We start from the raw sequence: 13,455 nt of genomic DNA on the forward strand, positions 1-13,455 counted from the left end.
GGTTCGACCGGTCGCACCCTGCCTCTCGTGCCGCTAGCGCCGTTCGGCCCAGGCGTCCTCCGCCGCGTAGTCGAAGAGGTCGCCGTACGCCGCGGACATCTTCGGGTACGCCTCCCGCCAGTCCCGCCCCGCCAGCCGCTCCTCGATGAAGGCCACCGTCTCCGGCAGGGTGTCGGCGTACCGGACCACCGGGCGGTAGCCCAACTGCTCCTCGGCCGCGCTCATGCCGCACACCACCGGCGCGGGCACGGACCACGGGGTGTCGCCCACGCCGTCCACCGGCGGGCCGTCCATCAGCACGTCCTCGGCCCCGACGCCCATCACCGCGTCGATCGCCGCCGCGATCTCCGCCACCGTCGGGGCGTCCGGGTCCACCGCGTTCAGGACGCGCGCGCCCGGCCGCGGGGCGGCCAGCCGGACCAGCTCGGCGATGTTGCGCACGCTCGCCGGGTGGAAGCGGCTCGCACCGCCGTACGCGAGCACGCGCCGACGCCTGCCGTCGAGGTTGCGCTTGACGAAGTACAGCTCGCGCGGCGACCGGCAGTACGGGCCGTGGACCGCCCCCGCCCGCAGCAGCGTCGCGGGCAAACGGTCGCCCGCCGCGAGGAGTTCCCGCTCCAGCGCCGCCTTGCCGGTGCTGTACGAGGCCTCGCCCGGGCGGATCGTGCGCTGCGCCTCCGTGATCGGCACCGGGTACTCGGGGAAGCCGCCGGGCTCGGCCTGGGTGTCGAAGTTGCGGCCCTCGCCGTCCTCGTAGACCGACACGCTGGAGATCACCACCGCCGAGCCGACCCGCCCGGCGAGCGAGACCAACTGCCGTGCGTGCCGCTCCCGGTAGGCCACCACGTCCACCAGGACGTCGCAGCCCTCGCCGACCGCCGCGGACAGCGCTCCGTCGTCCTCCCGGTCGGCCCGCACGACCCGTACGTCACCGGGCCACCGCGGGTCCCGGTCACCGCTGCGCGAGAGGGCCGTCACCTCCCAGCCGTCCCGGGCCAGCGCGTCGACCGCCGCCCGCCCGATCTGTCCCGTCGCCCCGACCACCACCGCACGTGTCATACGGCGACCGTAGGCCCACCGCCGCCCGGTCGGCCACGCCCTCTGCCGACGGCAGAGGGCAGAACCCCGGGTCCCACTAGTGGCGCGGCAGCCGGGGGAACCTCCGGCCCCGCGCCGCCTTCCGGGCCTCCTCCGCCTCCTCGGCCTTCACGTCCGCGGCGTAGCGGTCGACGTACTCCTGGCCGGACAGCGAGAGGATCGCGTAGACGATCTCGTCGGTGACGGCGCGCAGCACGGCCTTCTCGCCCTCCATGCCCGCGTAGCGGGAGAAGTCGAGGGGCTCGCCGAAGCGGATCACCACCGGGTGCAGCTTCGGGATCTTCCGGCCCGGCGGCTGCGCCTCGAACGTGCCGATCATCGCGCAGGGCACGACCGGGACCCCGGCCCTGAGCGCCATCACCGCGACGCCGACCTTGCCCTTGTACAGCCGGCCGTCGTGCGAGCGGGTGCCCTCCGGATAGATGCCGAGCAACTCGCCCCTGCCCAGCACACCGAGCCCCTCGCGGATCGCGGCCTGCCCCGCCTCCTTTCCGGAGCGGTCGACGGGGATCTGCCCGGCGCTGCGGAAGAAGAACGCGGTCAGCCTGCCCTTGAGACCCGGACCGGTGAAGTACTCGGCCTTGGCGAGGAAGGTGATGCGGCGTCTGAGCACCGCGGGCATGAGGAAATGGTCCGAGAACGAGAGGTGGTTGCCCGCGACGATGGCCGCCCCCGACCCCGGCACATGGTCCAGGCCCTCGATCCGGGGACGGAAGGCGACCCTCAGCAGCGGGCCCAGCAGGACGTACTTGAGCACGTAGTAGAACACGGTGCGTCTCCAGTTCTCCGGGCTCCCGACCGGTCGTCCGCGACCGGTGATCGATCGTAGCCCGACCGCGCCGAAACCGGCCGGGACCGGTTCGGCCGCTCTTCGGTCAACTCGATTGACGCGGCACACCCCGTCCTCTGTGCTGTCCGGTGGGGACCGCTGTGCTGTCTGGTGGGACCGCGCGAAGCCGGGGCCGGGCACGGCCCCGGGCGGGCGCGACCGAGGGGGAGGGCGGATGACCGGTGAATCGGCACGGGTGGCGGCCGGGGCTCGGTGGGCGGAGTTCGGGCGGCGGCTGCGCTCCCTGCGCAGGGCGGCCGGACTCACCCAGCTGCAACTCGGCCTTCGGGTGGGGTACCACCACTCGGCCGTCAGCAAGCTCGAGGCGGGTCTGCGGGAGCCGCCCGTGGGACTGGTGCGCCGGCTCGACGCGGTGCTGGAGACGGGCGGCGAGCTGGCCGCGATCGTCGCCGCGCCGCGCGAGGTGCCGCGGCCACCGGGCCGGTTCCCGGCCGACCCGGCGCTGTTCGCGCCGCTGCCCGGCGCGGACGCCCCCGGAGGACAGGCGGCACCGGACCCCCGGATGTGGCCCGCGCGGCTGCCCGCCGAGGGGCTGGTGTGCCCGCTGCACGGCACCGCCGGGTGCGCTGTGCCCGATCCGGACGAGTTGCCGGCGCTGCTCGGCGGGCCGGGTCCCGCGGGCGGTCCGGCGACCGGGTGGGGCACGGGCGGCGGAGCGGCGGTCGCCGAGGCGGAGCTGCTGCACGGCCTCACCGCCGTCCTGGCCTGTCTGATCCGCGAGGCCTTCCGCCACGAGGGCCGCGTGACCGCCGTCGAGGGACTGCTGCGGGCCCTGGCCCGCTGGGCCGGAGAGGTCAACTCCGCCGGACGGCTGCCGTACGGGCAGCTGCGGCTCGGCGCGCAGTACGCCCAGGTGGCCGGACGGCTGCGGATGGAGCGCGGGCAGATCGGAGTGGCGATGGCCTGGTTCGGCCACGGACTGCGCTGGGCGGACGCCGTCCACGACGCGCCGGCCCGCGCCACCCTGCTCAGCGACATGTGCACCCTGGTCCGGCTCGACGGGGACCCCTCGCTGATGCTCGGGTACGCGCAGGGCATCGGCGCGGTGGACGGGCGGCGCCGCTGGACGGCCACCCTGTCCGACCTCTACCTGGCACGGGGGTACGCCCTGGCGGGCGACGCCGCGCAGTGCCGTCGTCACATCGCCCTGGCCCGGCGGGGATTCGCCCGCCTCGACCGGCGGGACCACCTGGAGGCGCCGTGGATGGCCGGGGCGGAGGGCGCGATGCGGGTCGACTCGGCGATCGGCGGAGCCCTGCGCGACCTCGCCGTGGTGACCGGGGACCGTACGGCGGCCAGGCGTGCGGTCGACGCCACCGCACGCTCGCGCGCGCAGGTGCCGCCCCAGATGCGGGGCGCCCGGCTGCTGCTCACCCTGCGGCTGGCGGACAGCTGGGCGTGTGCCGGCGAGCCCGGGGCCGCCGTCGCCCTCGCCTCGGAGGTCCTGCCGGAGGCGGTGCGCTCACGCGAGTCGATGGTCACCGCCGAACTGCGCGGACTGCACAGCCGGCTCACCGCCGAGTGGGCCGACCTGCCGGAGGTCCGGGAGTACCGGGAGCGGCTGCTGCACGCGGGGGAGTGAGACGAGGGGCCCGGTGCCCCGGGGGCGGGGTTTCTGTCGGGCGGCTGGTGCCCAGGGGTGGGGTTTCTCCTGGGCGGCTGGTTCCTCGGCGGGTGGGGCTCTTCCTGGGCGGCTGGTTCCTCGGCGGGTGGGGCTTTTCCTGGGCGGCTGGTTCCTCGGCGGGTGGGGCTCTTCCTGGGCGGCTGGTTCCTCGGCGGGTGGGGCTTTTCCTGGGCGGCTGGTTCCCCGGCGGGTGGGGCCTTTCCCGGGCGGCCGTTCCACAGCGGACGGGGCCTCTCCCGGGCGGCCGTTCCACAGCAGCCCGCCCCCCCTCGCGGGCGCACGCGTACTTGCCGGAATTTGACAGGTCTGGACCAAGCTCACGGAGCCGTTGATTCCGGTGTGACGGGGTGTGAGGGTTCCGCCAGCCCGCGACATGACATGCAAATGACACCCGCACACCCCGCACACCCGACGGACGCGTCTCCGCACCCCAGGCTGCGCGTCCGGCATGTCCTGGCCCGGGCCGGCCCGCAAGGAGCCTCCCCACTCTCACAAGGAGCCACGATGCTCAGACAGACCGCGGTGGCCGGGACAGTCCTGGCCATGACACTCGCGGGGGTGGTGGTACCGACCTCCCTCGCCTCGGCCTCGGAGCGGTCCGCGCCCTCCGCGGCGGAACCCACCCCCGTCGAGAGGGCCGTCGCCGCGGCCGATCAGGCCGTACGCAGCGGCCTGGACGCCCTGGCCGCCGGCGGCCAGGGCGAGCAGTACGACCGCCACCAGGTCACCCCCTGGGACAAGGACCTGTTCTCCGTAGCCTACGAGCGCACCTACAACGGTCTGCCCGTGGTCGGCGGCGACGCAGTGGTCCTCGCCGACGGCAAGGGCAGGGTCCGCGCCGTCCGGTCCGCCACCGAGGCCGCGATAGCCGTGCCCACCGAGGCCCGGATCAAGGCCGAGCGGGCGGTGAAGACCAGCCGCGAACGGCTCGCGAACGTAGACAAGGTCGACTCCGAGCGCCTGGTGGTCCGCGTCAAGGACGACGTCCAGACCCTCGCCTGGGAGACCGTGCTCGTCGGCACGACCAAGGACCGTGTGCCCAGCAAGCTGCACGTCTTCGTCGACGCCCGCACCGGCAAGGTCGTCGACAGCTACGACGACGTGAAGGCCGGCACCGGCCACAGCGAGTGGAACGGCCCGAACCCGCTGACCATCGACACCTCCCGCTCCGGCAGCCAGTACGCACTGCGCGACACCACCCGGCCCGGCCTGCAGTGCTCGGACTACAACGGCGGCCTGTTCACCGGACCGGACGACGACTGGGGCACCGGCAACGCCTCCAGCCGTGAGACCGGCTGCGTCGACGTCATGTACGCGGCGCAGAAGGAGTCCGACATGCTCCGCGACTGGCTCGGCCGCAACGGACACAACGGCAACGGCGGCAGCTGGCCGGTCCTCGTCGGCCTCAACCAGCTCAACGCCTACTGGGACGGCTCGCGGGTCACCATCGGCCACAACAGCGCCGGCAAGTGGATCGCCGGCATGGACGTGGTGGGCCACGAGTTCGGCCACGGCCTCGACAGCTACACCCCCGGCGGCGCCAACCACGAGAGCGGCCTGGGCGAGGCCACCGGCGACATCATGGGCGCCCTGACCGAGGCGTACGCGAACCAGCCGGCCCCGTACGACACCCCCGACTACACCGTCGGCGAGGAGATCGACCTCCAGGGCCGCGGACCGATCCGCAACATGTACAACCCGCAGCTGGTGAACAACGACCCCAACTGCTACTCCTCCGCCATCCCGCGGACCGAGGAGCACGCGGCGGCCGGGCCCATGAACCACTGGTTCTACCTCCTCGCCGAGGGCTCCAGCCCCGGCGGCGGCAAGCCCTCCAGCCCCACCTGCGACGGCGGCCGGGTGACCGGCGTCGGCATCCAGAACGCCGGAAAGATCTTCTACGGCGCGATGCTGCTCAAGACCAGCGGCATGACCTACAAGCGGTACCGCACCGCCACCCTCACCGCGGCCAAGAACCTGGACGCCTCCTGCGACCTGTTCGACGCCACCAAGGCGGCCTGGAACGCGATCGACATCCCGGCCCAGAGCGGCGACCCGGCCTGCGCCCGGCAGGAGACCGACTTCTCGCTGGCCCTCAGCCCGGCGAACGGCGACGTCGAGGCCGGCTCCGCGGTCAACGCCACGGTCAACACCAGCACCGTCGCCGGCAGCGCCCAGCAGGTGTCGCTGACGGCCACCGGCACCCCGCCCGGCGTGAGCGTCACCTTCAGCCCCGCGACGGTCACCTCCGGCTCCAGCTCGACGATGCGGGTCTCCACCACCTCCGACACCGCCGCCGGGACCTACTCGATCACCGTCAAGGGCACGGCGGGCAGCAAGAGCCACACCGCCCAGTACACCCTCGCCGTCGGCGGCGGCAACAACCCCGGCACGCCGCCCGACGTCGACGTCGCCCAGGTGCGGGCCCACCTCGCGCAGTTCGGCTCCATCGCCGCGCAGAACGGCGGCAACCGCCGGTCCACCGGCACCGGGTACGACGCCTCCCTCGCGTACGTGAAGGGCAAGCTCCAGGCGGCGGGCTACACCGTCACCGAGCAGACCTGCACCTCCGGCTGCTCCGCCGGCGCGGGCGACAACCTGATCGCCGAGTGGCCCAAGGGCGACGCGAACAGCGTCTACATGTTCGGCGCCCACCTCGACGGCGTCTCGGCAGGACCCGGCATCAACGACAACGGCTCCGGTTCCGCCGCGCTCCTGGAAACGGCGCTCACCCTGGCCGAGCAGAACCCGACCATGAAGAACCGCGTCCGCTTCGCCTGGTGGACCGACGAGGAGCAGGGCCTGAACGGCTCCGACTTCTACGCCCGCGGCCTGTCCCCGACCGAGCGCTCCAGGATCAAGGCGTACTACAACTTCGACATGGTCGCCTCCGTCAACGGCGGCTACTTCATCAACAACCTGACCTCCTCGGCCTCCGCCCCGATGCGGGAGTACTGGACCTCCCTCGGCCTCGCCCCGCAGGAGAACGTCGAGGGCCAGGGCCGCTCCGACGACTACTCGTTCCAGCAGGTCGGCATCCCCACCTCGGGCTACGCCACCGGCGCCTCCGCCATCAAGTCGTCGTCCGAGGCGGCCAAGTGGGGCGGCACCGCGGGCCGGTCCTACGACCCGTGCTACCACTCCGCCTGCGACACCACCTCCAACATCAACGCCACCGCACTGAACCGCAGCTCCGACGGCATCGCCTACACGATCTGGAAGACCGCCGTCGGTGACACGCCGACTCCGACCGACGACTTCTCGGTCTCCGCCAACCCGTCCTCGGGCACGGTCGCCCCGGGCAGCTCCGCGACGGTCACCGTGAACACCGCCACGACCGGCGGCGACGCGCAGAACGTGCGGCTGTCGGCATCCGGCGCGCCGACCGGAGTGAGCGTGGGCTTCAGCCCGGACTCGGTCACCTCCGGCCAGTCCTCGACCGCCACCGTCCAGGTCGCCGCGGGCACGGCCGGCGGCACCTACACCCTGACCTTCACCGGCACCGGCACCGTCACCCACACCACCACGTACACCCTCACCGTCTCCGGCGACGGCGGCGGCGAGACCACCTGGCAGCTGGGAGCCACCTACGCGGCCGGCGACGTGGTGAGCTACAACGGCGTCGGCTACCGGTGCGTCCAGGGCCACACCGCCTACCCCGGCTGGGAGCCGCCGAACGTCCCCGCCCTCTGGCAGCGCCTCTGACGCCCATCAGCAGCCACACCTCTGAACACGCCTGACACGCCGAAGGGGCGGTGGGGTTCGCACGGAACCCCACCGCCCCGAGGCGCGTCCGCACGCCTGCGGCGTCAGAACTTCGGCGTCGGCGCCTGCGCCTCGACCATCTCCGCCGCCTCCTCCTCGGTGCCCACCGACGGCGGGGAGCCCGCCAGGGGCTTCTGGGCCGTCTCCCGCATGCAGGCCACGGCCACGACACCGATCAGGGCCGCCGCCATCGAGTAGTAGGCGGGCATCATGTCGGAGCCGGTCACGCTGATCAGCGCGGTGATCACCAGCGGTGTCGTACCGCCGAAGATGGACGCCGACAGGTTGTAGCCCACCGACAGGGACCCGTACCGGACGTTCGTGGGGAACATCGCCGGGAGCGCGGCCGACATGGTGCCCAGCAGACAGACCAGGGACAGGCCGAGCATCAGCATGCCGCCCGAGACGGCGAGCAGGCTGCCCTCCTGCACCAGCACGAAGGCCGGGGCGGACAGGACGAAGAACCCGATCATGCCGGTCATCAGGACGGGCTTGCGGCCGAAGTGGTCGGACAGCCGGCCCACCTGGTTGATGATCAGCATCAGCAGCGCCATCGTCGCCACCAGGATCATCAGACCGTGGCTCTCGCTGTAGTCCAGCTCGTCCGACAGGTAGGTCGGCATGTACGACAGCAGCATGTAGTCCGTGATGTTGTACGCGCCGACCAGCGCGATGCACAGCACCAGCGACCGCCAGTGGGTGCGGAAGATCTTGGCGAGGTCGCCCCGCGCGGTGGTCTCCACCGCGGTCGCCGCGTCCGAGATGTGGACGTTGGAGTCCTCCAGCTTCAGGAACGCGGGCGTGTCGTCCAGCTTCAGCCGCAGATAGATACCGACGATGCCGAGCGGCGCCGCGACGAGGAACGGGATCCGCCAGCCCCAGGCGTCCATGGTGTCGCTGCCCAGCCCGGCCGTCAGGGCCGTGACGAGGCTCGCGGCACCGGTGTACCCGGCCAGCGTGCCCAGTTCCAGGAAGCTGCCGAAGAAGCCGCGCCGCTTGTCGGGCGCGTACTCGGCGATGAAGGTGGACGCGCCGCCGTACTCGCCGCCGGTGGAGAAGCCCTGGAGCAGACGGAAGAGGATCAGCAGCAGCGGGGACCAGAAGCCGATCGAGTCGTAGCTGGGGATGAACCCGATGGCGGCGGTGCCGATCGCCATGAGGATCATCGTCAGCGCGAGCACCTTCTTGCGACCGATCTTGTCGCCCATCGGGCCGAAGACCATGCCGCCGACCGGGCGCACCAGGAACGCCACGGCGAACGTGGCGAACGAGGACAGCAGCTGCGCCGTGTCGCTCCCGGACGGGAAGAACACACGGCCGATGGTGCCCGCCAGATAGGCGTAGATGCCGAAGTCGAACCACTCCATGGCATTGCCGAGAGAGGCGGCCTTCACGGCTCGCTTGACCGCGGCCTCGTCCGTGACAGTGATGTCCGACCGGCGCAGCCGGGGGTTCTTCCGACGCTTGATCGCCCGGAACAGGGCGGGGTGGCGGCGCACCGCCGCGGCGTCGGTCTCCGGTCCGTTCTCGGTGGGGGACGTGGCGGCCTCCCTTTCCACGCGCAGACACTCCGGGCGGAGCGCTGCTCGGTCGTACGTCTCTCAGCTCGTACCCGTTCCCCCGATCATGCTGGGTATGGTCGTGACTTCGGTCATGGGACTGGGCCGATGAGGTGAGCGGCCGGTGAGTACGCTTCGCACATGCGTATCTCCGTCTCCTCCGACATGGACGAACCCGTCGCCCGGCTCCTCGTCGAGGAACTGCACGGCCGCGGCCACGAGGTGCGCGCGTACGGCGCGCTGAGCCCCGGCGCGGACCCGCGGTGGGCCGCCTGCTCCGAGCAGGCGGCCCGCGAGGTCGCCGAGGGGCGGGCCGACCAGGCCGTGGTGTGCTGTTGGACCGGCACCGGCGCGTCCATCGCCGCCAACAAGGTGCCGGGCGTCCGCGCGGCCCTGTGCGCCGACGCGTACACCGCCGACGGGGCCCGCCGCTGGAACGACGCCAACGTGCTCGCCCTCAGCCTGCGGCAGACCTCCGGGCCGCTGCTGCGGGAGATCCTCGACGCCTGGTTCGCGGGCGGGCCCAGCGAGGACGCCGAGGACCGGGACAACGTCAGGCACGTCGAGCGGCTCGACGAAGGACGCCGAGCCGCTCGGTGATCCCCGCGGGGCCGGTCAGGAGGCCAGGACCTTCTCCAGCGTCCCGAGGGCACCCGACAGTTCCTCGGCCGTGACGGTCAGCGGCGGGGCCAGCCGGATCGTGGAGCCGTGGGTGTCCTTGACGAGGATGCCCTCGCGCATCAGGCGTTCACTGACCTCGCGGCCGGTGCCCAGCGCCGGGTCCACGTCGACGCCCGCCCACAGCCCCCGGGCCCGGAAGCCGACGACACCCTTGCCGACCAGCGCGGCCAGGCCCTCGCGCAGCACCGTGCCCAGCTCGGCCGCCCGGCGCTGGAACTCGCCGGTCTCCAGCAGCTCCACCACCGCCGTGCCCACCGCGGCCGCCAGCGGATTGCCGCCGAACGTCGAACCGTGCTCGCCCGGGTGCAGCACACCCAGCACGTCCCGGCGGCCGACCACCGCCGACACCGGGACGATGCCGCCGCCCAGCGCCTTGCCGAGCAGCACCACGTCCGGCACCACCGACTCGTGCTCGACGGCCAGGGTGTGCCCGGTGCGGCCCAGACCGGACTGGATCTCGTCCGCGACGAACAGGCAGCCCTTGCGACGGGTCAGCTCCCGCACCCCGGCCAGATAGCCGTCGTCCGGGATCAGCACGCCCGCCTCGCCCTGGATCGGCTCGATCAGCACGGCCGCCGTCGTCTCGTCGACCGCCGCCTCCAGCGCCGCCAGGTCGTTGTACGGCACGATCCGGAAGCCGGGGGTGAAGGGACCGAAGCCGGCGCGGGCCGTCTCGTCGGTGGAGAAGCTCACAATCGTCGTCGTACGGCCGTGGAAGTTGTCCGCGGCGACCACGATCGTCGCCCGGTCGGCCGGGACGCCCTTGACGTCGTAGGCCCACTTGCGGGCCACCTTGATGCCGCTCTCCACCGCCTCCGCGCCGGTGTTCATCGGCAGCACCATGTCCGTGCCGGTCAGCGCGGCCAGCCGCTCCGCGAAACCCGCGAGCCGGTCGTTGTGGAAGGCGCGCGAGGTGAGGGTCAGCCGGTCCAGCTGCCGGTGGGCGGCCTCCACCAGCGCCGGATGGCGGTGGCCGAAGTTGAGCGCCGAGTAGCCGGCCAGCATGTCCAGATAGCGGCGGCCCTCCACGTCCTCGACCCAGGCGCCCTCGGCGCGGGCCACCACGACGGGCAGCGGATAGTAGTTGTGCGCGAGGACGGGCTCCTCCGCGCGGATCAGTTCCTCGGAGCCGCGGCCGGGGCGGGCGGGTGCGGTCATGAGCGGGTCTCCCGGATCTCCTGGGTGCAGCACTTGATGCCGCCACCGGCCTTGTGGAACTCGGACAGGTCGACGGGCACGGGCACGTAGCCGCGACCGGCGAGCCGGTCGGCCAGCTCCCGCGCCCCGGGCGCGATGAACACGTGCCGTCCGTCGGACACGGAGTTGAGCCCGAACGCCATCGCGTCCTCGCGGGTGGCGAGCACCGCGTCCGGGTACAGCCGCTCCAGCACCTCGCGGCTGCCGGGCGAGAACGCGCCGGGGTAGTAGGCGATGTTCCCGCCGTCCCCGTCGGTTCCGTCGTCGAGCACGAAGAGGGCCGTGTCCAGGTGGTAGAAGTACGGGTCCACCAGGGTCAGCGAGACCACCGGCACGCCGAAGAACTCCTGCACCTCGCGGTGCGCCTCACGGGTGGTGCGGAACCCCGTGCCGGCCAGGATCCAGCGGCCGGCCGGGACCAGGTCGCCCTCGCCCTCGCAGACCGACTCGGGGTAGTGGACCTCGAAGCCCTCCGTCTTGAACCACGTCTCGAAGGGCACGGACTCGGGACGCCGCTCGGGTGCGTGGAAGAGGGAGCCGAACACCCGGCCCTCGACCACGACCGCGCAGTTCGCGGCGAAGACCATGTCGGGCAGGCCGGGTACCGGAGCGACGGTGTCCACGGTGTGGCCGTGGGCACGGTAGACGTCGACCAGCGCCTGCCACTGGTCGAGGGCGCGGATGACGTCGACGGGTCGGTCGGTGCTCATCCACGGGTTGATCGCGTACTGCACGGCGAAGTGTCTGGGTTCGCAGACCACGAAGCGCCGCCGGCGCGGCACACGGGACTCGGTCACAGAGGGGTACCTCCGCTTTTCACGGTGTGTGACGGGGTGTTGACACCACGGTAGAAACTGTCGCCCGAGCCCGACAAGCGATGAAAGCTGCGTGTTCCCGCAGGATCGCTGCGTTGTTCGCCCGGTCAGCGCACGTCTGCTGCGCCGTCCGGAGCGAGCAGGGCGGCTCCCGCCTCAGGACTGTCCGGGATCAGGTGGGACAGCACCATCACGCTGATCGTCTTCCGGATGAACGGCTCCGCACGAATCCGCTCCAGCACCTCCTCGAAGTGCTCCACGTCCCGCGCCCGCACGTGCAGCAACGCGTCCGCGCCGCCGGTCACCGTCATCGCCGCCGTGATCTCCGGGTAGCCTCGCACGACCTCCGCGAGCCGCCGGGGCGGCGCCGCCCCCTCGCAGTACACCTCCACGTACGCCTCCGTGCGCCACCCCAGCGCCGAGGGACGCACCGTCGCCGCGAACCCGGTGATCACGTCCGTCTCGCGCAGCCGGTCCACCCGGCGCTTGACCGCCGTCGAGGACAGCCCGATCTCCGCGCCGATCTCGGCGAAGGACGTCCTGGCGTTCTCCATCAGGGCGGTGACGATCTTCCGGTCGAGTTCGTCGAAGGAAGCGGGCCTGCTGTTCATGCGGGCACTGTATCCAGCGGATACGGCCACGTCGCAGGCGTGTGCAGGCGCTCGGATCACCCCTACACTCCACCTTCATGCTGCGCGCCCTTGCTGTCGACGACGAACGCCCCACGCTCGAGGAACTCGTGTACCTGCTCAACGCCGACCCCCGCGTCGGCACCGCGGAGGGTGCGAACGACGCGACCGAGGCGCTGCGCCGCATCAACCGGGCCCTGGAGTCGGGCCCCGACGGCCCCGACGCCATCGACGTCGTCTTCCTCGACATCCAGATGCCCGGCCTCGACGGCCTCGACCTCGCCCGGCTGCTCACCGGGTTCGCCCGGCCGCCGCTGGTCGTGTTCGTCACCGCGCACGAGGACTTCGCCGTCCAGGCCTTCGACCTCAAGGCCGTCGACTACGTGCTCAAACCGGTGCGCAGGGAGCGGCTGGCCGAAGCGGTGCGCCGCGCCGCCGAACAGCGCGGCACCGCCGCCGCGCCCGCCCCGCGCATCCCCGTGCACGAACCCGACCCCGACCACATCACCGTCGAACTCGGCGGAGTCACCCGCTTCGTCCCCGTCGACGACATCACCCACGTCGAGGCCCAGGGCGACTACGCCCGCCTGCACACCGACCGGGGCAGCCACCTCGTCCGCATCCCGCTGTCCACCCTGGAGGAGCGCTGGCGCGCCCGGGGCTTCGTCCGCATCCACCGCCGCCACCTCGTCGCCCTGCGCCACATCGGCGAGCTGCGTCTCGACGCCGGCACCGTCAGCGTCCTGGTCGGCACCGAGGAACTCCAGGTCAGTCGGCGCCACGCCCGTGAACTGCGGGACCTGCTCATGCGGAGGCCGTGAACCGTGCCCCAGGACCCCACCGAACGCCGCGTCACCGTCACCGGCCCGGCGCGGCGCACCGTCCCCCACGCCCGGCTCCGCTCGCGTGGTCGGCACCCGCAGACCTCCGGCCATTACCGCCCGCGCACCGAGATCGACGAGCAGACCACCCTCGGCCACACCTACGTCCGCTCCCTGATGCGCAGCCAGCTGCGGGCCGGCCTCACCGCCCTCGCGGTCCTCGGCCTCCTCGTCGGCCCGCTCCCGCTGCTGTTCGCGGCCCTGCCCGACGCCCGCCACCTGGAGTGGGCCGTCCTCGGCTTCGGCCTGTACGCCCCGCTGGTCCTCCTCGCCCGCTGGTACGTGCGCCGAGCCGAACGCAACGAACGCGACTTCGTGCGCCTCGTCGAGGACCGATGACCCTCCCGGACGAGGCC

11 protein-coding genes are annotated in these 13,455 nt (G+C 72.5%); 5 read left to right on the plus strand and 6 right to left on the minus strand.

What is annotated here, in order from left to right; genetic code table 11:
• Positions 1-33: 33 nt before the first annotated feature.
• Positions 34-1,059 carry an NAD-dependent epimerase/dehydratase family protein gene (locus tag ACIQFU_RS14880; protein WP_402551609.1) on the minus strand — a complete coding sequence of 342 codons (1,026 nt, stop codon included), beginning with the start codon at positions 1,057-1,059 and terminating at the stop codon, positions 34-36.
• 76 nt (positions 1,060-1,135) lie between these two features.
• A complete protein-coding gene (locus ACIQFU_RS14885) occupies positions 1,136-1,867 on the minus strand; it encodes a lysophospholipid acyltransferase family protein (RefSeq protein ID WP_402551611.1) in 732 nt (243 codons plus the stop codon).
• A 235-nt stretch (positions 1,868-2,102) separates the two neighbouring features.
• On the opposite strand from ACIQFU_RS14885, the gene ACIQFU_RS14890 reads away from it, so the two are divergent.
• Positions 2,103-3,530, plus strand: coding sequence for a helix-turn-helix domain-containing protein (locus ACIQFU_RS14890; protein ID WP_402551612.1), 1,428 nt, complete (start codon positions 2,103-2,105; stop codon positions 3,528-3,530).
• Positions 3,531-4,076: 546 nt separating this feature from the next.
• Positions 4,077-7,277: a M20/M25/M40 family metallo-hydrolase gene (locus ACIQFU_RS14895; RefSeq protein WP_402551614.1), complete on the plus strand. Its 3,201-nt coding sequence runs from the start codon at positions 4,077-4,079 to the stop codon at positions 7,275-7,277.
• Positions 7,278-7,381: 104 nt separating this feature from the next.
• Here the strand turns inward: ACIQFU_RS14895 and ACIQFU_RS14900 are convergent, their stop codons facing one another.
• The gene (locus ACIQFU_RS14900) at positions 7,382-8,896 is read right to left on the minus strand and encodes an MFS transporter (RefSeq protein WP_402551616.1); all 1,515 of its coding nucleotides are present in this window, start codon (positions 8,894-8,896) and stop codon (positions 7,382-7,384) included.
• A 141-nt stretch (positions 8,897-9,037) separates the two neighbouring features.
• Here ACIQFU_RS14900 and ACIQFU_RS14905 point away from each other — a divergent pair, with 141 nt between their 5' ends.
• On the plus strand, positions 9,038-9,496 hold the full coding sequence (locus tag ACIQFU_RS14905) for an RpiB/LacA/LacB family sugar-phosphate isomerase (RefSeq protein WP_402551617.1): 459 nt from the start codon (positions 9,038-9,040) through the stop codon (positions 9,494-9,496).
• 15 nt (positions 9,497-9,511) lie between these two features.
• On the opposite strand, the gene rocD is transcribed toward ACIQFU_RS14905, so the two are convergent.
• From rocD to ACIQFU_RS14920, 3 genes are all read right to left on the minus strand, one after another.
• A complete protein-coding gene (gene rocD / locus ACIQFU_RS14910) occupies positions 9,512-10,735 on the minus strand; it encodes an ornithine--oxo-acid transaminase (RefSeq protein ID WP_402551618.1) in 1,224 nt (407 codons plus the stop codon).
• Positions 10,732-11,571 carry a dimethylargininase gene (gene ddaH / locus ACIQFU_RS14915; RefSeq protein ID WP_402551619.1) on the minus strand — a complete coding sequence of 280 codons (840 nt, stop codon included), beginning with the start codon at positions 11,569-11,571 and terminating at the stop codon, positions 10,732-10,734. The genes rocD and ddaH overlap by 4 nt, the downstream gene beginning before the upstream one ends.
• A 125-nt stretch (positions 11,572-11,696) precedes the next feature.
• Positions 11,697-12,200: an Lrp/AsnC family transcriptional regulator gene (locus ACIQFU_RS14920; protein WP_402551621.1), complete on the minus strand. Its 504-nt coding sequence runs from the start codon at positions 12,198-12,200 to the stop codon at positions 11,697-11,699.
• Between the two features lie 77 nt (positions 12,201-12,277).
• Here ACIQFU_RS14920 and ACIQFU_RS14925 point away from each other — a divergent pair, with 77 nt between their 5' ends.
• Entirely contained in the window at positions 12,278-13,039 is a 762-nt protein-coding gene (locus ACIQFU_RS14925; RefSeq protein WP_402551623.1) for a LytR/AlgR family response regulator transcription factor, read from the plus strand.
• Between the two features lie 3 nt (positions 13,040-13,042).
• Positions 13,043-13,438, plus strand: coding sequence for a hypothetical protein (locus ACIQFU_RS14930; protein WP_402551624.1), 396 nt, complete (start codon positions 13,043-13,045; stop codon positions 13,436-13,438).
• Positions 13,439-13,455: the final 17 nt, after the last annotated feature.

It is taken from the genome of Streptomyces sp. NPDC093065 (assembly GCF_044754585.1).
Taxonomy (GTDB): domain Bacteria; phylum Actinomycetota; class Actinomycetes; order Streptomycetales; family Streptomycetaceae; genus Streptomyces.

Excerpts from the sequence above, each read along its gene's own strand:
- ACIQFU_RS14880 (WP_402551609.1), bottom strand. The coding sequence starts at position 1,059 with ATGACACGTGCGGTGGTGGTCGGGGCGACGGGACAGATCGGGCGGGCG.
- ACIQFU_RS14890 (WP_402551612.1), top strand. The coding sequence starts at position 2,103 with ATGACCGGTGAATCGGCACGGGTGGCGGCCGGGGCTCGGTGGGCGGAG.
- ACIQFU_RS14895 (WP_402551614.1), top strand. The coding sequence starts at position 4,077 with ATGCTCAGACAGACCGCGGTGGCCGGGACAGTCCTGGCCATGACACTC.
- ACIQFU_RS14905 (WP_402551617.1), top strand. The coding sequence starts at position 9,038 with ATGCGTATCTCCGTCTCCTCCGACATGGACGAACCCGTCGCCCGGCTC.
- rocD (WP_402551618.1), bottom strand. The coding sequence starts at position 10,735 with ATGACCGCACCCGCCCGCCCCGGCCGCGGCTCCGAGGAACTGATCCGC.
- ACIQFU_RS14920 (WP_402551621.1), bottom strand. The coding sequence starts at position 12,200 with ATGAACAGCAGGCCCGCTTCCTTCGACGAACTCGACCGGAAGATCGTC.
- ACIQFU_RS14925 (WP_402551623.1), top strand. The coding sequence starts at position 12,278 with ATGCTGCGCGCCCTTGCTGTCGACGACGAACGCCCCACGCTCGAGGAA.